This window comes from Pseudomonas sp. CCI4.2, from assembly GCF_034350045.1.
Lineage (GTDB): Bacteria > Pseudomonadota > Gammaproteobacteria > Pseudomonadales > Pseudomonadaceae > Aquipseudomonas.
On sequence record NZ_CP133781.1, the window covers coordinates 1,489,012 to 1,509,730 of the forward strand.

Genomic DNA, 20,719 nt, shown 5'->3' on the forward strand with positions numbered 1-20,719 from the left:
CGGGCTTTTACCTGGAAAGGCGAGGTCCGATTCTGCATAGCCTGTAAGGCATTTCCTTCCGCTACGACTGACACATTACCTGTAGGAGCCAACTTGTTGGCGAGAAGTCATAACATGTTCCTCGCCAACACGTTGGCTCCAGGTCCAGGCTTAAAGTCAAATCGCTTCAAGCTTCGCGTAGCCCATCATCAACCATTTACTGCCTTCTTCGAAATTCACTTGGACTCGAGCCTGAGCCCCCGCGCCTTCGAAGTTCAGAATTACGCCTTCGCCGAACACCGAATGCTGCACTCGTTGGCCCAGACTAAACGCAGTATCTGGAATGCCGGTGCCATTGAAAAGGCTGCTGGTGCCCATCTTTTGCACGCCGCCGAACGGTCGGCTGACGCTGTTGGACAACCGGACTTCCTGAATCAATGTTGGTGGAATCTCGCGAACGAAGCGCGACACCTTGTTGTAGGTCTCGGTGCCGTATAAACGACGGGTTTCGGCGTAGGTCATCACCAGTTGTTGCATGGCGCGAGTGATGCCGACGTAAGCCAGCCGGCGTTCTTCTTCCAAGCGGCCAGGTTCTTCCAGGCTCATCTTGTGCGGGAACAGGCCTTCTTCCATGCCCACCAGGAACACGTACGGAAACTCGAGGCCCTTGGCGCTGTGCAAGGTCATCAGTTGCACGCTGTCTTCGTGTTCTTCTGCTTGGGTATCGCCCGCTTCCAATGAAGCGTGACCAAGGAAAGCCGCCAACGGCGTCAGATCGGCGTCTTCTTCGGCGTTTTCGAAGTTGCGTGCGGCGCTGACCAATTCCTCAAGGTTTTCCACCCGAGCCTGGCCTTTTTCGCCTTTCTCTTCCTTGTGGTAGTTGATTAGCCCGGACTGCTCGATCACCGTCTGTGTCATGAGGTGCAACGGCATCTCCATGACTTTCGCTGCCAAGTTCTCGATCAGTTCAACGAACCCACCTAACGCTCCGGCTGCGCGACCAGTCAGGCCTTTGTTGGCGATCAGTTGGCGCATGGCCTCCCACATCGACACGTCGGCATGGCGCGCGTGTTCGCGAATGGCCTCTACAGTTTTTTCACCGATGCCGCGTGCTGGAACGTTAATCACCCGCTCCAGTGCTGCATCATTGCCGCGTCCGTCGAGCAAGCGCAGGTACGCCATGGCATTTTTGATTTCAGCACGTTCGAAGAAGCGCTGGCCGCCATAGATCCGGTACGGAATTCGCTCGCGCAGCAACGCTTCTTCAAGCACCCGCGATTGGGCGTTAGAGCGGTAAAGAATCGCGATGTCGCTGCGCATCAGGCCGGTCTTCAGGGCGCTTTCTATCGTCTCGACCACGTAGCGCGCTTCGTCGTGTTCGTTGAACGCGGCGTACAGGTTAATCAGCTCACCGTCGCCACCGTCGGTCCACAGCTCTTTGCCCAAGCGCCCGCTGTTGTTGACGATCAACGCGTTGGCGGCTTTCAGGATGCTCGCGGTAGAACGGTAGTTCTGTTCCAGGCGGATGGTTTCTGTGTCAGGAAAATCTGACGAGTACTCGTGAATGTTTTCAATTTTTGCGCCGCGCCAGCCGTAGATCGACTGATCGTCGTCACCGACCACCATCAAGCTGTCGCCACCCTGAGCCAATAATCGCAGCCATGCGTACTGTACGGCGTTGGTGTCCTGGAATTCGTCGACCAGCACATGGCGGAAACGACGCTGGTATTGCTTCAAAAGCCCGGCATTGTCACGCCACAGGTCCAGGGCGCGTAACAGCAGTTCTGAGAAGTCGATCACCCCTGCACGCTGGCACGCGACTTCGTAAGCCTCATAGACAGCTTTCATGGTGGTCAGAAAGAAATCACCGCCCGCCTGAATATGCTTGGGTCTGAGGCCTTCGTCCTTTTGGCCATTGATGAACCATTGCGCCTGACGCACCGGCCACATCTTTTCGTCCAGATTCATCTCGCGCATCACGCGTTTGACCAGCCGTTGCTGGTCATCGCTGTCAAGAATCTGAAAGTTCTGGTTCAGACCGGCTTCTTGCCAATGCGCCCGCAACAAGCGGTGCGCCAAGCCGTGGAACGTACCGACCCACATGCCCGCCGGACTGATGTCCATCAGTTGCTCGATGCGGTGACGCATCTCGGCAGCGGCTTTGTTGGTGAACGTCACCGACAAAATCGAGTGTGATGAGGCTTGCTCGACCTGGATCAACCAGGCGATGCGGTGCACCAGCACGCGGGTTTTGCCGGAACCAGCGCCGGCAATGACTAACTGACGACCCACGGAGGCGGCTACGGCCTGACGTTGGGCATCGTTGAGGGAGTTCAGCAGAAGGGAGAGATCATCGCGCATCGGCGCATTCTAGGGTGCTGGGCTATGTCGGGCAAACCAAGCTTTGCATTAGCCGATAAAAGCGATGCCGGGGATGACCGGTTAGTCAGGGCTGGAAGCTGCGCGGGCCGTGGCTGAGCCGTCTGGAATAGGGTGTTCAAACCAAGCAGCGCAAGGATTATATGTCATCGACAGTTTGGTGTAGAGGGCGCCTTGTGTATGCTCCGTCCACGTTTAAGGCCCAGACCATTATAAGAACACCGCCTATGACTTCTAGCATCAGCTCCTCGGGCGCCGTTGTTGCGACCTGGCGAGTGATCCGCGAGCGATTTGCCCAGCAGATTGCCACTGATCGCACACGTTTGCTTTATCAAGGGTCGCTATTGCCGACCCTCTTCATGTTGCTCAATGGTTTGATCTGCAGCGGGTTATTGTGGAGTCCCAAGCGTCAGATGCTGATCAGCATCTGGCTGGGTTGGCTGACGATATTAGTGGGCTTGCGCGTCATCCAGGTAGCCGCGTTTAACGCGGCGTCGCCGTCGCGTCAGGCACAACCGATCTGGCGCAGAATGTTCCTGCTGGGGGCCTCGATCAGTGGCCTGACCCTTGCCAGCGCTACCTTCGCCCTGACGCCCTCCGACAGTTTCGTGCAGCAAGCCTGGGTGTTCGGCCTGATCGGCGCGGCGACGTTGTCGGCCAGCGTCGCCTACGCAGTGAGCATGCCGGCGTTCCTGAGTTTCATCCTGACGTCCTTGGTGCCCTCGATCGTCTACTTGTTTTTGCGCGGTGATGGGCAGTTGCGCGGGTGGGCTTGGCTCGGGCTGATTTTGCTGGTGGCGTTGATTGTGGTGGCGGTGCAGACCAACCGCTTGGTCCGTCGAGGCTTGCTGAGGCGATTCCAGAATCAGGCGCTGATCGAACGTTTGCAGCAAGCCCATGCCCAGAGCGAACAGCTTAATCAAGAATTGGCGCATGAAGTCGAGCAGCGGCGCAGAGCTGAACGGGCGTTACGCGAGGCTCAGATCGAACTCGAAGCCAGAGTCGCCCAGCGCGGCCGCGAACTGGACGTGGCCAATCAGGCCCTGAGCGAGAGTGAGGTCAGCGCCAGCAACCACCTCGAAGAACACCGCCGGTTAGCCGCAACGGTTTTCGAGGCTGCCAGCGAAGGTATTGTGATCCTCGACCCGGATTACATCATCGTCACCGCCAACCAAGCGTTCAGCCGGGTTACCGGTTACTCGCCGGAAGACATTTTGGGGCACAACGTCACCGAACTGGCGTGCAGCCGAGATGTAAAACGTCACTTCTCTGCGATTCATCAGTCGTTGGGGCGCACAGACAGTTGGCAAGGCGAGCTGGTCGAAACCCGCAAGAATGGCGCGTTATACCCGCAGTGGCTTCAATTGAATGTCGTGCGCGATATTCGGGGAAACGTTAGCCACATCGTCGGCTTCTTCGCCGACCTGTCGGCGCGTCGTGAATCCGAGGAACGCATGCGTTACCTCACTCATTACGACGAGCTGACCGGCCTGGCCAATCGTTCGTTGTTCAAGGAGCGTCTACGCGAAGCCAACCAGCGCGTGCGTCAGGGGGGCAGGGGGCTGGCGCTGCTGCACATCGACCTGGACCGCTTCAAGTTGCTCAATGACAGCTTGGGTCATGAGGTTGCCGACCAGCTATTGCGTCAGGTTGCCCGACGTTTGAGCAGTGCAATGCCTGAGGCCGACACGATTGCGCGGTTGTCGGGGGATGAGTTTGCCGTGCTATTCGATGCCTACGGCAACTTATCCAGCCTGGCGCGGGTGACCAGCCGGTTGTTGGCCAAGCTGCGCATGCCGTTGATAGTTGATGGACAAGAGTTGGTGATCAGTGCCTCAGTCGGAATTAGCTTACTGCCTGATTCGGCCCGGGAGATTTCCGCGCTGATCAGCCAGGCCAACATGGCCATGCAGCACGCCAAACATTTGGGCGGCGACAATTTCCAGTTCTACACCGACAGCTTGCAGGCCAGCACGCTGGAGCGTCTTCAATTGGAAAATCAGCTGCGCAAAGCTATCGATGAAAAGCAGTTGCAGGTCTTTTATCAACCGAAGCTGTGCCTTGCGACGGGCCGTTTAAACGCTGCCGAAGCCTTGGTGCGCTGGCGCCATCCTACACTTGGCATGGTGCCGCCCGCGGACTTCATCGGCCTGGCCGAAGAGACCGGCCTGATCGGACCGATTGGCGAGTTCGTGTTGCGTCAAGCTTGCCGGCAAGCGTGCGAATGGCAGCGTCAGGGCCTTGAGCCGATTCGGGTCTCGGTCAACTTGTCGGTCCATCAATTGCGTCAGGGAAAATTGGTCAGTCTGGTTCGCCAAGTACTGGAAGAGACCGGGCTTGCGCCGCAATACCTTGAGCTTGAGCTAACAGAAAGCCAGCTACTCGACAGCGTGGAGCACATCATCGCAACCTTCCATCAGCTAAAAGGCCTGGGCGTGAAGCTGGCCATTGATGACTTCGGCACCGGTTACTCGTCATTGAGTTATTTGAAACGCTTCCCGGTGGACTACGTGAAGATCGACCAAACCTTCATCCGAGGCTTGGGCGAGGGCACCGAAGACGCAGCGATCACCCACGCCATTATTGAGATGGCTCATAGCCTGAACCTGAAAGTCGTCGCGGAAGGCGTGGAAAACCGCGAGCAGTTGGTGTTTCTTAGCGCTCACGGGTGCGATGAAGTGCAGGGCTATTTGATTAGTCGGCCAGTGGAGGCAGACGCTGTGGGGCAATTGTTGCGCGAATATGTGCCGGGTACGTGGATGTGACCTACGACTCTGTAAGAGCGAACGTGTTCGCGAGGCGGCTGATGCGGTGTGTCAGGTATGCTGCTTCGCCAACAAGTTGGCTCTTATCAAACTATTTTTTAATCTTTTTAAAACAATGGGTTGGCGCGGGTTTGGCGTGTATATCCGGCCTTTGTGGTTGCTGAGCTTATGGTTTCGCTTTTACAGCGAGTCACCTTTTTCAACCGCCAAAAAGGTAACCCAAAACGCTTGCCCCACCATGCAGGACCTCGCTTAGGCTCGGTCTTCCCTCACTCCGGCGTTGCTCCGGGGGTCGCCGTGAGCGGCCGTCCCTGGCCGCGCACGGCTTACTCGGCATCCTTGCCTCGTCACCCCCTGCGCAACGCCTGCGTTCGGCCGCATGGTTTCACGGGGCCTCTTTCCGTAATTTGATATTCAATTCACGGGCGATCTACAGGCGGGCGACCATCTGTAGCCAACGTGTTGGCGAAGGTCCTTCGGACCTGATCGCAGCCTTCGGCAGCTCCTACAAAAATCGGTGCAGCGCCAAAATCTGTGGGACCGAATTTATTCGGGAAGGCTTCCGTCCTGACACGCTGCAATCTCTAAGCACACAAAGTGCTTCCCAGTTTGCTGCGCGACAGCGCAGCGTCGAAGACGTGGCGGACCCTCCCGCGGAACCAGTGATGGGAGAGGTGGTGTGACATTGAATAGAGGGATGATCGGCGTCGCACTGTTGTTGGCTGCAAGCGGCAGCGCCCAAGCATCGATGCGCTGCGCGAGCGGCTTGATTGATGAGGGCGACACTGTCGGCGTGGTCGTCAGTACGTGCGGGCAACCTGCCCATCGCCAAGTGTCGGCGCCCGCCGTGAATGCCGACGGTGTTCAGGCCTACAAATCACTCACCGTCGAGGACTGGGTGTATGGTCCGACCAACGGCCTTTATCAGTACTTGCGCTTCATTGACGGGAAACTGGTAAGCATCCGTAGTGACCGGAAATAGGCACCGAATTGTCCGTGATGACGCGTCGGATATTTCTTATTTTGAGCGCGTCATTTTCGACATATCTTCCGCCCCGGCTCGTTTAGCTGTGCGGCCCGCAGGTCATGTAGTATAACTACAAGAAAGCTACATCCCGGCCAAGCCGTCATCATTGAGTCCTCCCCTTTGAATCTGTTGCAACACATCGGCCAGTCACGCCATCTGCTACGCAAGTCGGAACTCAAGGTTGCCGACCACGTGCTGCTTGACCCTGCGGCCGTGATGCACAGCTCCATGGCTGACCTCGCCCACAGCGTGGGCATCAGCGAACCCACGATCGTGCGGTTTTGTCGTGCCATTGGTTGCACCGGGTTTCAGGACCTGAAACTGAAGCTGGCGCAAAGCTTGGCCGCAGGTGCAAGCTTCGGTCAGTTCGCCATTCATGAAGACGATTCGGTTGCCGATTACAGCCTGAAAATTTTCGACACCACGCTGCACACGCTGATGGAGGTTCGTGAAAATCTCGATCCCCACGCGCTGCAATCTGCGGTAACGGCCATGGCGGCTGCGCAACGTGTCGAGTTTTACGGCTTCGGTGCTTCTGGCGCGGTGGCGGCAGACGCACAGCATAAATTCTTCCGCCTGCTGCTGACCGCTGCCGCTTATTCCGATCCGCACATGCAGGCCATGTCGGCCGTAACGCTCAAGCCCTCCGACGTCGCGATCTGTATTTCCCAATCGGGTCGCTCCAAGGACTTGCTGATCACCGCTAATCTGGTCCGCGAGAGCGGTGCCACGTTGATCACCTTGTGCCCAAGCCAAACGCCGCTGGCGGAGTTGGCCACCATCAACCTGGCCATTGATGTGCATGAAGACACAGAAATCTATACGCCGCTGACGTCTCGCATTGCCCACCTGGTCGTCATCGATGTACTGGCGATGGGCGTGGCCATGGCCCGCGGGCCGAGTTTGGTTAACCACCTCAAAAGTGTAAAACGCAGCCTTCGTAGCCTTCGCTTATCGCCAAAATCAATCAAAAACCTCGACGACTAAAAGACCGTCTTCGCGAATGAATTCGCTCCACAGATAAATTGCATTCCCCTGTGGGAGCGAATTCATTCGCGAAGAAGTTCACACGGTTAACAGCAGAATCTCGTCAAAAATCATTCATCGCTCTGTCATCTGATCGCCGCGTAATCGTCATTCCCAGCGTTCATGCTCAAGCTCCCGCAACGTGATGGGAGACAGGACATGCTTCGGCACTACGATGAATCACAACAGCACGCCACGACCACGACCGCTGGCAACACCTCCAAAAATACCCGTCGGCAGCAGGAAGATCAGCGCCGCATGGAGTTCCGACGCGCCATCGAAAGTTATTCCGAACAACGACAGCTGGCCCAAGAGCTTTCTGATTATTTCGACTTGGGCCCAGTCACGAGCGTGTGGCAACAAAGCGCGGTAGATTCCCGTCGAAACGCTCAACAAGCTGGCTAATCTGCGCACGTTCGGCGCGGATGAAAGCAAGAAAGGCATGGGCAACTGGCGACAACGGTTTGTCCTTGGCTTGCACCACGCACCAACTGCGGTACAGCGGCAACTCGGCTACCGGCAGCTCGCGCAGCATGCCGGTGGCCAGTTCCAGGCTTAACGCGTGGCGAGTCAGCATCGCTAACCCCAAACCGGCTACCACGCTTTCACGCTGGGCTTCGTTCGATGCGACTTCCAGCGTGTGACTAAAGTGCACGCGCTTTTCCTTGAAGTATTCTTCACACGCTTTGCGCGTGCCTGAGCCGGCCTCACGAATCACCAGTGAGTACGGTTCAAGGTCCTTCAGCGTCAGCGTTTCGGCAGTGCACAACGGATGATCCGGCGGTGCCACGGCCACGATCGGATTGTTGAGAAAGGGCATGAATTCCAAGCCCATGTCCTGCGGCACCATCGACATCACCACCAAATCATCCCGGTTGTCCGACAGCCGCCGGATAACCTGCGTCCGATTGACCACCGTCAGGTTCAGCATGACGTCGGGGTATTGCCGTTTAAACGCGGCGAACAAATGCGGCACGAAATACTTGGCGCTGGATTCAATAGCCAATTTGAGCTGACCCTGCAACGAACCCTGCATGTCGGTCAGTTGCATATCGAGGTTTTCCAGGCGCCCAAAAATGTCGCGACTGGCGGCTTTGAGCGCGTCCGCAGCCTCCGTCAGGTAGAGTTTTTTGCCTACGTATTCAAACAACGGTTGCCCAATAAGCTCCTCTAGCTGACGAATTTGTAGGCTAACAGCCGGTTGTGTAAGAGACATTTCCTCAGCCGCCCGGCTGTAGGATTTCAAGTCACAGACCTCATTAAAAATTCGCAGCTGTCTTAATGTCATACGCATCAATGACTTGCGCATACTTTTCACCTTCTCTAAACGCCGATGAAAGCAACTATAAGGTTTTACTTATACACAACCCAACTTTTACTGATTTTTATTAATCTTGCTCACGGCTTAGGGTAGCTCTCGCCATGCGACTTCATCGGAGTATGCGGGTCACACGCCGAACGGCTCAGCCGGTTCGTCTGTTCTAACGGTCGAGGCTTATCAGTCGAGGAATGCCAGTGATAACAAAAATCCTGATCGCCAACCGCGGTGAAATTGCTGTCCGGATCGTGCGTGCATGCGCCGAGATGGGCATTCGCTCGGTTGCGGTCTATTCCGACGCCGACCGTCATGCGCTGCACGTGAAACGCGCTGACGAAGCCCACAGCATTGGCGCCGAACCGCTCGCTGGCTATTTGAACCCGCGCAAGCTGGTCAATCTGGCCGTGGAAACCGGTTGTGACGCGTTACACCCCGGTTATGGTTTTCTTTCGGAAAACGCTGAACTGGCGGATATCTGCGTTGAGCGTGGGATCAAATTCATCGGTCCGTCGGCTGAAGTCATTCGCCGCATGGGCGACAAAACCGAAGCGCGCCGCAGCATGATCAAGGCGGGCGTGCCCGTGACGCCGGGCACCGAAGGCAACGTTGCGGACATCGCCGAAGCGTTGGTCGAAGGCGAGCGCCTTGGTTATCCGGTGATGCTCAAGGCGACCTCCGGCGGTGGCGGTCGCGGCATTCGCCGTTGCAACAGCCCTGAAGAACTGGAGCAGGCGTTTCCTCGGGTGATCTCGGAAGCCACCAAAGCCTTTGGCTCGGCGGAAGTCTTCCTCGAAAAATGCATCGTCAATCCCAAGCACATCGAAGCCCAGATTCTCGGCGACAGCTTCGGCAACGTCGTTCATCTGTTCGAGCGTGATTGCTCGATCCAGCGTCGTAACCAGAAGCTGATCGAAATTGCCCCCAGCCCCCAGTTGACCCCTGAACAACGCGCTTACATCGGCGACTTATCAGTGCGTGCGGCTAAGGCGGTGGGCTACGAGAACGCTGGCACCGTGGAGTTTCTGCTCGCCGAGGGCGAGGTGTACTTCATGGAAATGAACACTCGGGTGCAGGTGGAACACACCATCACCGAAGAAATCACCGGCATCGACATCGTCCGTGAACAAATTCGCATCGCTTCCGGCCTGCCGTTGTCGGTCAAGCAGGAAGACATCATTCACCGTGGTTTCGCCCTGCAATTTCGGATCAACGCCGAAGACCCGAAAAACAACTTCCTACCGAGCTTCGGCAAGATCACCCGTTATTACGCGCCCGGCGGTCCCGGCGTGCGCACGGACACAGCGATTTACACCGGCTACACGATTCCGCCGTTTTACGATTCGATGTGCCTGAAGCTGATCGTCTGGGCGTTGACTTGGGAAGAGGCGATGGACCGTGGCCTGCGCGCGCTGGACGACATGCGCCTGCAAGGGGTCAAGACCACGGCGGCGTACTACCAGGAAATTTTGCGTAACCCGGAATTCCGTAGCGGCCAGTTCAACACCAGCTTCGTTGAAGCCCACCCAGAACTGACCAACTATTCGATCAAGCGCAAACCCGAAGAGCTGGCCTTGGCCATCGCCGCCGCCATTGCCGCCCACGCAGGCCTATGAATAAGTTAGCGGCAAGCTTCAAGCGGCAAGCTGCAAGTAAAAGCCGATTACGCTTTTTCTTGTCGCTTGAAGCTCGCAGCTTGTCGCTATAAGGAGCTTTTGAATGTCTAAGAAAATCTTCGTCACTGACACCATCCTGCGTGACGCTCATCAGTCGCTGTTGGCCACTCGCATGCGCACTGAAGACATGCTGCCGATCTGCGAAAAGCTCGACAAGGTTGGCTATTGGTCGCTGGAAGTGTGGGGCGGCGCGACGTTCGATGCCTGCATCCGTTTTCTGAAAGAAGACCCGTGGGAGCGCCTGCGCCAGTTGCGTGCGGCGTTGCCTAACACTCGCTTGCAGATGCTGTTGCGCGGTCAGAACCTGTTGGGTTATCGGCACTATAGTGACGACGTGGTGCGTGCTTTCGTGGCCAAGGCAGCGGTCAACGGCATCGATGTGTTCCGTATTTTTGATGCGATGAACGACGTTCGTAACCTTCGGGTGTCGATTGAAGCGGTGAAAGCGGCGGGCAAGCATGCCCAAGGCACCCTCGCTTACACCACGAGCCCAGTGCACACCATCGACGCGTTTGTCGCCCAAGCCAAACAAATGGAAGCCATGGGTTGCGACTCGGTGGCGATCAAGGACATGGCCGGCCTGTTGACGCCGTATGCCACTGGCGAATTGGTCAAGGCGCTGAAGTCTGAGCAATCGCTGCCGGTGTTCATTCATTCCCATGACACGGCTGGTCTGGCCGCCATGTGTCAGCTGAAAGCGATTGAAAACGGCGCCGATCACATCGACACCGCCATCTCCAGCTTCGCTTGGGGTACCAGCCATCCGGGCACCGAGTCGATGGTCGCTGCGCTCAAGGGGAGCGAATTCGATACCGGTTTGAACCTGGAACTGCTGCAGGAAATTGGTTTGTACTTCTACGCAGTGCGTAAGAAATACCACCAGTTTGAGAGTGAATTTACCTCTGTCGACACCCGTGTGCAGGTCAACCAAGTGCCGGGCGGGATGATTTCCAACCTGGCCAACCAGCTCAAAGAGCAGGGCGCGCTGAACCGCATGGCCGAAGTGATGGCGGAAATTCCTCGGGTTCGTAAAGACCTCGGCTACCCGCCGCTGGTCACCCCGACTTCTCAGATCGTCGGTACTCAGGCGTTTTTTAACGTGCTGGCCGGTGAGCGCTACAAAACCATCACCAACGAAGTGAAGCTGTACCTTCAAGGCGGTTACGGTAAAGCGCCGGGTATCGTGGATGAAGAGCTGCGCCGTCAGGCCATTGGCAACGAAGAACTGATCGACGTGCGCCCTGCGGATTTGCTCAAGCCGGAAATGGTCAAGCTGCGGGCTGAAATAGGTGCGGTGGCCACGTCCGAAGAAGACGTGCTGACCTATGCCATGTTCCCGGATATCGGGCGCAAATTCCTCGAAGAGCGCGCAGCGGGCACGTTGAAACCTGAAGAGCTGTTGCCAATTCCCGAAGCGGGCGGTGTCAGCAAAGCGGGCGGCGAGGGCGTACCGACTGAGTTCGTGATCGACGTACACGGTGAAAGCTACCGCGTCGACATCACCGGTGTCGGCGTCAAAGCCGGCGGCAAGCGTCACTTCTACCTGACCATCGATGGCATGCCGGAAGAGGTGGTTTTCGAACCGCTCAACGAATTCGTGGGTGGCGGCATCGGCAAGCGCGCGCAAGCGACAGAACCGGGCCATGTGAGCACCACCATGCCGGGCAACATCGTCGAAGTATTGGTCAAAGAGGGCGACGTGGTCAAAGCCGGTCAGGCCTTGCTGATCACCGAAGCGATGAAGATGGAGACTGAAGTACAGGCCACCATCGCGGGCAAAGTCACGGCGATTCATGTCGCCAAAGGGGACCGCGTCAACCCAGGCGAAATCCTGGTGGAAATCGAGGGCTGATTCGATACCCGCTTAACTGTTTACTCTGGGGGGAGCACTTGTGGCTCCCCTTTTTTTAATTTCGAATTCAACCTGTGGGATTGCCCGAAATTCTGTGGGACCGAATTTATTCGGGAATGGATTTCACATCCAACCTCATCGGCGCCTGATACGACGCCTTCCCGAATAAATTCGGTCCCACATATGTCGTTGTTTTCAGAATTCTGAGCTGCCCAAGGCTGCGATAAGATTTTTCAGTGCCGACTATTTCGTGTCTGCCAAAAAACTCTGTGGGAGATTCTATGTTTGAGCGCAACCCCCAGACCAAATTTTGGGGGTGTATTTCGTTTTGTTTTTCATCAGGGAAAACATTACCCGCGCCAGCTTGCGAGCAAGGATCACCAGCGCTTGAGTGGCCTTGAATCCTCTAGCCAGGTAACTCTCGTAAAAGGGTTTCCACGTTTTAGACCGACTGGCAGCCATGGAGCTGTTGTGCAGCAGACGCCGCCATTCCGAGTCCCCTCGTTTGGAGAGGCGCCTTTCTTGATCCTTTTGTCCTGACTGCCTGACGCGCAGGTCCAGCCCCAGGAAGGCGATAAACGCGTCGCTGTTGGCAAAATCACCTCGTATAAATGCAGTGGCCATTGCAGTTCCGGTCAGTACGCCCACGCCCTCTACGGCCTGGCAGCGTTTCACTTGCTCCTGTATTCCAGCTTCTTCAGCAAGGGCTTTCAGAGTCGTCTGGATCGCTTTCTCGAAATGATCAATCGCGGCCAAAAACTCGTCAAACGCCTCTTCCATCTGGCTTTCAGCTTCCCAACTTTGTTTCATTTTTACGCGGCATTGAATCAACTTGGCACGGCGCAGAAGCAGGCTTTTGAGCTGTGTATAGGCTCTTGGAGGCGGGCTCCAGATCCTCAGTGTATCGGACTCTTTAGTCAGGTAACGCGCCAGCAAATGAGCATCCGAGGCATCTGTTTTTGCACGAATACCAAGAGACTCGCGATATTTGCTAACACGACTGCCATCAATGACATACACGTCGTGACCCATGTCATGGGCCAGTTCGGTCGTATCAAGGTGGTAGATACCGGTGGCCTCAAGTCCAATCGCAGTGTGCGCCGGAAGTTTTTTGAGCCATTTTCTGAGCGAGGATCGCTCGTTGGCAACGATCTCGATTTGTTGCAGATCGGACCGATAAACAACGATTTCAGCCTTCGCAACATCCACACCGACGACCACCTGTGCAGTTAGGATTGTCATCGCATGTTCTCCGAGCTAGGGTTTAAGGACTTGTCGGGGTTCACCGTTGCGCTGACTTGTCTCTATTGTCGGTCTGAGCCGATGCATTCCTTATCGGCGCATTGGGTGAAGGGGTGGGACGAAAGTCTCCCACGGTCTGTACTGTACGAGTCAGATGTTTGGCTTTTTGTCCCACCCACCCCTTCAAGTTTAAACATACAAGTTGGCTTGCCAACGAAAGCGTCAATGCAGGCGACCCAGGTTTCAGGGTGACATTAGCGGCGTGATTATGGGCCTCTTCGCAGGCAAGCCTACTCCCAGGATTCGTGGCTGCTTGCTATCAACCGTGCCAATGAAACCCCAGAGCCGTGCCGGCTTCGCAGCCTTCGGCAGCTCAGTTGCCGGTGTTTACTGAGACCACCTCAACGCATGAATGAAATCGGTCCCACAGTTACGGCCTGTGCCATTAGCCTCGGAAAGTTTCCAACGATCGAATCTGCTGCCCACCCTCAAAGTTATCCACGGCCAACCAGCCTTCAAACGCTTGCTGCAACGCTGGCCATTCCGCGTCGGTTATCGAGTACCACGTGGTGTCCCGATTGACCCCTTTCACCACCATGTGCTGGCGGAAGGTGCCTTCGAAGGTAAAGCCGAAGCGTTCGGCGGCGCGTTTGGAGCGCTGGTTACTGTCGTTGCATTTCCACTCCAAACGCCGATGGCCCAACGCGAAGGACTCTTTGGCCAGCAGGTAAATGACCTCGGTGCCTTTGGCGGTGCGTTGCATGGCGCCGCCAAACATCACGTGGCCGATTTCGATTCGGCCATGATCAGGGACGATCGACATCAGGCTCAGGCAGCCGTCCACGATTCCGGTCTCGCGGTCGATCACGGTGTAAAACCAAGGGTCGTTCCCCGCTGCGAGGCGACTTAGCCAGTTGTCGAACTCGGCGCGTTGGTTGAACGGGCCATACGGCAAATAATCCCACAGCTTCGGGTCGGAATTCGGGCCCTGCAAAGCGGTCCATAAACCATCGCAGTGACGCACGGCGTCCAGTTTTTCAAGACGTATGAAGCGGCCTTCGATGGGTTTGGCATTCGGCAACTTAGCCGTTTGCCAGTGCAGTTCAGCGGTCGACATGAGCAGAATTCCAGGGCTAGAGCGGTTTACGAAATTGAATGAAACCGGGGCGTTCGGCAATGCGTTCATACAGCTGAATGGCGGTGGCATTGGTTTCGTGGGTCAGCCAATGAACCTTGTCGCAGTTATTTTCAGCGGCGGTGGCGTAGACGTATTCGATTAACTGCCTGCCGACCCCGGTGCCGCGCTGCTCCGGGCTGACCAGCAGGTCTTGCAGGTAGCAAGCGTTCTTGATGCTCCAGTTAGAGCGATGGTAGATGAAGTGAACCATGCCAACCGCTTTGTCACCGCTCCAGGCGAGGGCAGCGTTGGTGGGTTCGCTCGGGTTTAGGATTCGCTGCCAAGTGACGTCACTGACGCTGTCGGGCAATTCGGTCTTGTAGAACGTCAAATAGGCTTTCCACAGCGGCAGCCAAGCGGCGTGGTCTTCCGGCGTGACGGGGCGGATCTGTATGTCGGTCATCAATGGCTCCTTAGCGCATCAGTCGGGCGAGTTCGTTGTCATTGGGCGCGGCACTGGCGGCGAGTCCGTCACGGACGCCTGCAATGTCAGCCGCGTTGCGGTTCTGGTTGAGCTTGCGCTTGCCTTCGAGCCGGGTGATCGGCACGGCAAACCCGACGATGGCGCCGAGCATTTTGTCGATGTACTCCTTTGGCGCGTCCTCCACCGCCCAAGGCATGGCGCGTCCGGCTTCATGCTTGTCGGTCAAAGCGCTGACCAGATCAAGCAGTCGACTCGCGTCGTGAAACACTTCGGGCGTGCCATAGGCGTGAATCGCCAAAAAATTCCAGGTGGGCACCACTTGGCCATGTTCGGCCTTGCTCGGGTAAAACGACGGGCTGACGTAGGCGTCCGGGCCGGCGAAGATCAACAGGGCTTCGGCGCCGCTGGCCAGCTCCTTCCACTGCGGGTTGGCTTTGGCCAAATGCCCGTGCAGCGTGCCGTTCGGGCCTTGGTCCGGGCTGAGCAGCAGCGGCACATGGTTCGCCAGTAAGCCCAGCGCGCCGTGGGTGACCAAAACGGCGAGGCGCGTGCCTTCCATTTGCTGGTGCAGGAGGGCGAGATCCTCTTCTTTAAATGCGCTGGGTAGGTACATGAGTTTTTCCTTGGCGGATGGCTAAATCTTAGGCACGCTATTGGTTGGTTGTAAGAGCCATTAACGATCAATTTCGTAGGGCCAATTCATGGCGTTCAGCACTTCTTCTTTTCCATTCGATCCTGCCGGTATCGAACTTGATCCCAGCCGTGGGCTGAGCCGTCAGCTCTATCAAACGCTACGCCAGCGGATTCTCGACGGCAGTTTGAGCAGTGGCACACGGTTACCCGCCAGCCGGGATCTGGCGTCGTCGTTGTCGATTTCCCGAAACAGCGTCATGCGCGCCTACGACCAGCTCTATGCCGAGGGTTTTACCGAAGGGCGCATTGGCGACGGCACTTACGTTGCGCAGCTTGCGTCACCATCGGTCGCGTCAAAGAAGGCAGTTAAGTTATCCACAAAAGTGTCCACAGGCTTATCAACAGGCTTACCCACAGCCTTATCCACAGTTTCGTCTGATTCGGGTCACGTTCAGCCTGAAAAAGTTGTCTACAACACCGCACTGAATTTGCTTCAACAGCATCATTTGCCGCCACCGCGAGGCGATGCTCCACGGGCGTTTCGGGTGGGCGTGCCGGCATTTGACCTGTTCCCATTCGGCGTTTGGGGTAAGTTACACGCCGCTTTTTGGCGCAACCCGGACTTGGGCAAGCTGGGATACGGCGAGCCCGCAGGAGACTGGCGCCTGCGCGAGTTGATCTCGGCCTATTTGCGCAGTTCCAGAGGCTTGCATTGCAGCCCTGAACAAATAGTAATCACCAGTGGCGCACAGCAAGCGATTAGCCTTTGTGCACAGCTGTTGGTCGAAGTGGGCGACGCGGTGGCGGTGGAAAATCCGGGGTATCGCGCAGCGGCCCACGCATTCGCCATCGCCGGGGCGCAGTTGCACGGCATCGGCGTGGACAACGAAGGCATGCGTTGTTCCGAACTACTGCACAGCGATTGCACCCTGGCGTATGTCACGCCGTCACACCAATACCCGACAGGCGTGACCATGAGTTTGGCGCGGCGCCTTGAAATCCTTACTTGGGCAGAACGGACTCAAGGCTGGATCGTCGAGGATGATTACGACGGTGAGTACCGTTACAGCGGTGCGCCATTGGCACCCTTGGCGGCGCTGGATCAGAACGGACGGGTGTTGTACGTCGGCACCTTTGGCAAAATTGCTTTTCCGGCCCTGCGCCTGGGCTATTTGGTGCTACCGCTGGGGTTGGTGGAAGCCTTCAGTCAGCGCCGAGCCGTGGACATGCGTCACTCCGAAGTCGGGACGCAGGCGGTCATGGCTGAATTCATCGCCGCCGGGCATTTCCAGCGACACATCCGTCGCATGCGCCGCGCTGCGCTGAGTCGTCGGGATGCGTTGTTGGCGGGCTGGCCGCACGGCATCAGCGGCTGTGGCGCGATGCCGAAGGTCGTCGCCGGACTGCACGTTGCGGTGCCGGTATCCACCTTGGCCCGTGAGGGAGAATTGATCGACAAGGCCGCAAGCGTCGGCGTTGAGATCAACCCGTTGAGCGATTATTGGTTGCCGACGTCTTCTGAGCCTGTGGATAACCGTGCAGGGTTGGTCTTGGGTTTCGCCGCCATGCCTGAGCCAAGCATTCGCGAGGCGCTGGATAAGCTGCGCCAAGTGTGGGCGAATTAAGCGTTTATACTCGCGCCATTGCACTTCACTCACCGAGATCCGTTATGAGTCTTCCTCTCTCTGCGACGCCTGCACGCAAGCCCGCCGCGCCACTAATCGCCTTTGTTTTGTTGTTATTCGGCGCTGCGTTTTTGCAAAACAGCGTGGGTTCGCGCCTGGTGTTGTTGCTGGTAGTCGGCGCGGCGTTGGGTCTAACCCTTTACCACGCCGCGTTCGGTTTCACCTCGGCGTGGCGGGTATTTATCAGTGATCGCCGTGGCGCCGGTTTGCGCGCGCAGATGGTGATGCTGGCGGTGGCCGTGGTGCTGTTCTTTCCCGCACTGGGCGCGGGCAGCTTATTCGGTCAGCCAGTGGTGGGTCTGGTGGCGCCTGCGGGTATTTCCGTGGTGGTCGGCGCGTTCATGTTTGGTATTGGCATGCAGCTCGGTGGCGGCTGTGCATCGGGCACCTTGTTCACCGTCGGCGGCGGCAACGCGCGGATGTTAGTGACGCTGCTGTTTTTCATTGTCGGATCGTTTATCGCTACTCATCACGTCGATTGGTGGTTTTCACTGCCGTCGTTTCCGGCGATTTCCATCGTCAAAAGCTTCGGGGTTTATCCCGCGTTGGTGATGAGCCTGGCGCTGTTCGCGATTATTGCGGCGGTGACCGTGCGCCTGGAAAAGCGCCGTCATGGTCAGCTTGAGGAAGGCGTCACCAGCGAGCACATCGGCCTGCGCCGTTTTCTGCGCGGGCCTTGGCCATTGGTATGGGGCGCGATTGGTTTGGCGTTGCTCAACTACGCGACCTTGGCACTCGCCGGTCGGCCATGGGGAATCACCTCGGCTTTCGCGTTGTGGGGCGCCAAAGTCGCCAGTGGTCTAGGCGTGGACGTTGGCAGTTGGGTGTTTTGGCAACTCCCGGGCAACGCCAAAGCCTTGGCTGCGCCGGTATGGGAAGACGTCACCAGTGTCATGGACATCGGCATTATGCTGGGTGCGCTGTTGGCAGCAGGGCTGGCCGGACGTTTCGCACCCAACCTGAAAATCCCCGCCCGCTCATTGATCGCGGCAGTCATCGGCGGTCTGTTGTTGGGTTACGGCTCTCGCCTGGCCTACGGCTGCAACATCGGCGCCTACTTCAGCGGCATCGCCTCCGGCAGCTTGCACGGCTGGGTGTGGCTGGTGGCGGCGTTTATTGGGAATGGCGTCGGGGTGAAATTGCGGCCGTATTTCTTTGTCGGTGAGCGTCCGCAGGTGGCGTTGAGTGGGTGCTGAATAGGAACGGTAACTGCAGCGATTGTTTAGACAAAAAATGCAATTATTCTGGCTAAAGAATGAATTTAGCGCAGGAATAATTGCATTTATCTCTCGCCCGCAGGCTATTTCTCTAGCTGCGCCTTCGCCACCTTCACAATATTCTCCACGGTGAAGCCAAACTTGGCTTGGAGCTTCTCAATCGGAGCCGAGGCGCCGAAGGTGTTCATGACGATTTTGGCTCCGGTGTTGCCGACGTAGCGGTCCCAGCCCACGGGGCCAGCTTGTTCAACCACCACCCTGGCAGTGACGCTCGGCGGGAATACGCTGTCGCGGTAGGCTTGGTCTTGATCCTCGAACAGTTCCCAGCTGGGCATTGAAACCACCCGCGCCGCGATGCCTTCTGATTTGAGCTTCTCGTACGCTTGTACGGTCATGCCGACTTCGCTGCCGGTGGCGATCAAGATTACTTCCGGCTGACCGTGCCCTGCGTCACCCAACACATAAGCGCCGCGAGCCGTGTCCTCTGCGCTGGCATACACCGAGCGATCCAGCGTCGGCAGCGGTTGGCGCGAAAGCACAATGCACGACGGCCGATTGGTTTGCGCCAGGGCGATCTTCCAGACCTGAACGGTTTCATTGGCATCGCCGGGGCGCAATGTCAGCAGGCCGGGCGTCGAGCGCAGTTGGGTCAGCTGTTCGATGGGTTGGTGCGTCGGCCCGTCTTCACCGACACCGATGGAGTCGTGGGTGAAGACGAAAATCACCGGCAGCTCCATGATCGACGCAAGACGAATTGGCGGTTTCATGTAGTCGCTGAACACCAGGAATGTCGAGGTGTACGGGCGGATATATGACAGCGCCATGCCGTTGGCAATTGACCCCATGGCGTGTTCGCGAATGCCGAAGTGCAGGTTGCGCCCGCCATAGTTTTCGGCCGAATAGCTGTCCGCGCCGTCGAATGTCAGGTTGGTCTTGGTCGAGGGCGACAAGTCGGCAGAGCCACCCATCAGCCATGGGATTTTCGAGGCGAACGCATTGAGAACTTTGCCGCCGGAGGCACGGGATGCGATGCCTTTTGCGTCGGTTTCGAATTGTTCCAGCTCATCCTGCCAATCGTCGGGCATCTCGCCAGCACGCATCCGGCGCAACTGATCGGCTAGGGTCGGGTCACTGTTGCCAAGCTCGGCCAAGGTTTTTTCCCACGCTTCGTACTCTGCGCTATTGCGTTCAATCAGGGCGTCTCGTAAGCAGTGCTGGGCCTCTTGCGGCACCAGGAAGCTGGCGTTCTCGTCCCAGCCATAGAATTTTTTGGTCAGACGAATTTCTTCCACGCCCAAGGGTTCGCCGTGGGCCGCTGCGGTGTTGTGCTTATGCGGCGCGCCATAACCAATCACGCTGTCAACCACGATCAATGTGGGGGCGTCTTGGTTGTGTTTGAAGGTTTCAATCGCTTTGGCCAGCGCCACGGTATCGTTAGCGTCGGTGACGTGCAGCGTATTCCAGCCATAGCCCTTGAACCGGGTCTGCACGTCTTCGTTGAACGACAGCTCGGTGTGGCCCTCGATGGTGATGGTGTTGTTGTCGTAGATCCAGCACAGGTTAGCGAGCTTGAGATGGCCGGCAATCGATGCCGCTTCGGACGACACGCCCTCCATCATGTCGCCATCACCGCACAGCACGTAAACGTTGTAATCGAACAGCGTTGCGTCGGGACGGTTGAAGCGCGTGCCCAACCAGCGTTCAGCCATGGCCATGCCCACGCTGTTGGCACACCCTTGGCCCAGCGGGCCGGTGGTGGTTTCGACGCCCGTGGTCATGCGGTATTCCGGGTGACCGGGGGTTTTGGAGTCCATCTGACGGAACTGTTTGATGTCTTCCAGGCTGACCGCCGGTTTGCCTGAAGGTTGGCCGTGTTCGTCGATTTCGATCACGCCGGCCAGGTGCAGCAATGAATACAGCAGCATCGATGCATGGCCGACCGACAGCACAAAGCGGTCGCGATTTGGCCAATCGGGGTGCTCGGGGTGATAACGCAGAAATTGATTCCAGACTGTGTAACCTACCGGCGCCAGTGCCATCGGTGTTCCAGGGTGGCCGGAGTTGGCTTTTTGGACGGCATCCATGGCGAGCGTGCGAATGGTGTTAATGCACAGTTGGTCGCGCGTGGTGCGCTGTTCGATGGAGGAAGACGTTGAAGACGAGCCCATTGAATTTACCCTCGGTGACGTGCTGCTGAACATCCAGATAGGTGTTGAGCACGAAAAAGGCGAGTTTGTTCCATGAAACTTCAGATCCGTCGGTGCCGAACCATTTGAGCAAAAAGCATTCGAACCCCAGGGGACAGCGCTCGTGTTGTCGTCG

At 57.3% G+C, this 20,719-nt stretch carries 16 protein-coding genes; 9 read left to right on the forward strand and 7 right to left on the reverse strand.

The window, feature by feature from the left end; genetic code table 11:
* Positions 1 to 156: 156 nt before the first annotated feature.
* Complete coding sequence (gene uvrD, locus RHM65_RS06565; protein ID WP_322166735.1) at positions 157 to 2,340, reverse strand: DNA helicase II; 2,184 nt, start codon at positions 2,338 to 2,340, stop codon at positions 157 to 159.
* Positions 2,341 to 2,585: 245 nt separating this feature from the next.
* On the opposite strand from uvrD, the gene RHM65_RS06570 reads away from it, so the two are divergent.
* The 4 genes from RHM65_RS06570 to RHM65_RS25290 all read left to right on the forward strand — a co-directional run bounded on the left by RHM65_RS06570 (position 2,586) and on the right by RHM65_RS25290 (position 7,581).
* Complete coding sequence (locus tag RHM65_RS06570) at positions 2,586 to 5,123, forward strand: putative bifunctional diguanylate cyclase/phosphodiesterase (protein ID WP_322166734.1); 2,538 nt, start codon at positions 2,586 to 2,588, stop codon at positions 5,121 to 5,123.
* Positions 5,124 to 5,802: 679 nt separating this feature from the next.
* Positions 5,803 to 6,105: a DUF2845 domain-containing protein gene (locus RHM65_RS06575; RefSeq protein WP_322166733.1), complete on the forward strand. Its 303-nt coding sequence runs from the start codon at positions 5,803 to 5,805 to the stop codon at positions 6,103 to 6,105.
* A 165-nt stretch (positions 6,106 to 6,270) separates the two neighbouring features.
* A complete protein-coding gene (gene hexR / locus RHM65_RS06580) occupies positions 6,271 to 7,137 on the forward strand; it encodes a transcriptional regulator HexR (RefSeq protein ID WP_322166731.1) in 867 nt (288 codons plus the stop codon).
* A 297-nt stretch (positions 7,138 to 7,434) separates the two neighbouring features.
* Complete coding sequence (locus RHM65_RS25290; RefSeq protein ID WP_369124696.1) at positions 7,435 to 7,581, forward strand: PA3496 family putative envelope integrity protein; 147 nt, start codon at positions 7,435 to 7,437, stop codon at positions 7,579 to 7,581.
* Here RHM65_RS25290 and RHM65_RS06590 read toward each other — a convergent pair.
* Positions 7,520 to 8,485: a LysR family transcriptional regulator gene (locus tag RHM65_RS06590; RefSeq protein ID WP_322166730.1), complete on the reverse strand. Its 966-nt coding sequence runs from the start codon at positions 8,483 to 8,485 to the stop codon at positions 7,520 to 7,522. The two genes, RHM65_RS25290 and RHM65_RS06590, sit on opposite strands and share 62 nt — an antisense overlap.
* 206 nt (positions 8,486 to 8,691) lie before the next feature.
* Between RHM65_RS06590 and RHM65_RS06595 the strand changes: the two genes are divergently transcribed.
* Both RHM65_RS06595 and oadA read left to right on the forward strand, forming a co-directional pair.
* Positions 8,692 to 10,107: an acetyl-CoA carboxylase biotin carboxylase subunit gene (locus tag RHM65_RS06595; RefSeq protein ID WP_297837925.1), complete on the forward strand. Its 1,416-nt coding sequence runs from the start codon at positions 8,692 to 8,694 to the stop codon at positions 10,105 to 10,107.
* Positions 10,108 to 10,210: 103 nt separating this feature from the next.
* A complete protein-coding gene (gene oadA / locus RHM65_RS06600) occupies positions 10,211 to 12,019 on the forward strand; it encodes a sodium-extruding oxaloacetate decarboxylase subunit alpha (protein ID WP_322166729.1) in 1,809 nt (602 codons plus the stop codon).
* A gap of 279 nt (positions 12,020 to 12,298) precedes the next feature.
* On the opposite strand, the gene RHM65_RS06605 is transcribed toward oadA, so the two are convergent.
* From RHM65_RS06605 to RHM65_RS06620, 4 genes are all read right to left on the reverse strand, one after another.
* Positions 12,299 to 13,261 carry a transposase gene (locus RHM65_RS06605; RefSeq protein WP_322184536.1) on the reverse strand — a complete coding sequence of 321 codons (963 nt, stop codon included), beginning with the start codon at positions 13,259 to 13,261 and terminating at the stop codon, positions 12,299 to 12,301.
* Between the two features lie 445 nt (positions 13,262 to 13,706).
* Positions 13,707 to 14,378 carry a GNAT family protein gene (locus RHM65_RS06610; protein WP_322166728.1) on the reverse strand — a complete coding sequence of 224 codons (672 nt, stop codon included), beginning with the start codon at positions 14,376 to 14,378 and terminating at the stop codon, positions 13,707 to 13,709.
* A gap of 16 nt (positions 14,379 to 14,394) precedes the next feature.
* Positions 14,395 to 14,841 (reverse strand): GNAT family N-acetyltransferase, encoded by a 447-nt coding sequence (locus RHM65_RS06615; protein ID WP_322166726.1) that lies wholly within the window; start codon positions 14,839 to 14,841, stop codon positions 14,395 to 14,397.
* A gap of 10 nt (positions 14,842 to 14,851) precedes the next feature.
* Positions 14,852 to 15,475 (reverse strand): FMN-binding negative transcriptional regulator, encoded by a 624-nt coding sequence (locus tag RHM65_RS06620; protein ID WP_322166725.1) that lies wholly within the window; start codon positions 15,473 to 15,475, stop codon positions 14,852 to 14,854.
* A gap of 88 nt (positions 15,476 to 15,563) precedes the next feature.
* Between RHM65_RS06620 and RHM65_RS06625 the strand changes: the two genes are divergently transcribed.
* Both RHM65_RS06625 and RHM65_RS06630 read left to right on the forward strand, forming a co-directional pair.
* Positions 15,564 to 17,120 (forward strand): PLP-dependent aminotransferase family protein, encoded by a 1,557-nt coding sequence (locus RHM65_RS06625; RefSeq protein WP_322166724.1) that lies wholly within the window; start codon positions 15,564 to 15,566, stop codon positions 17,118 to 17,120.
* 44 nt (positions 17,121 to 17,164) lie between these two features.
* Complete coding sequence (locus tag RHM65_RS06630; protein WP_322166722.1) at positions 17,165 to 18,376, forward strand: YeeE/YedE family protein; 1,212 nt, start codon at positions 17,165 to 17,167, stop codon at positions 18,374 to 18,376.
* Positions 18,377 to 18,480: 104 nt separating this feature from the next.
* Here the strand turns inward: RHM65_RS06630 and tkt are convergent, their stop codons facing one another.
* Positions 18,481 to 20,481 carry a transketolase gene (gene tkt, locus RHM65_RS06635; RefSeq protein WP_322166721.1) on the reverse strand — a complete coding sequence of 667 codons (2,001 nt, stop codon included), beginning with the start codon at positions 20,479 to 20,481 and terminating at the stop codon, positions 18,481 to 18,483.
* Here tkt and RHM65_RS06640 point away from each other — a divergent pair.
* Positions 20,480 to 20,641 (forward strand): hypothetical protein, encoded by a 162-nt coding sequence (locus RHM65_RS06640; protein WP_322166720.1) that lies wholly within the window; start codon positions 20,480 to 20,482, stop codon positions 20,639 to 20,641. The genes tkt and RHM65_RS06640 overlap by 2 nt on opposite strands.
* The last annotated feature ends 78 nt before the right edge of the window (positions 20,642 to 20,719 follow it).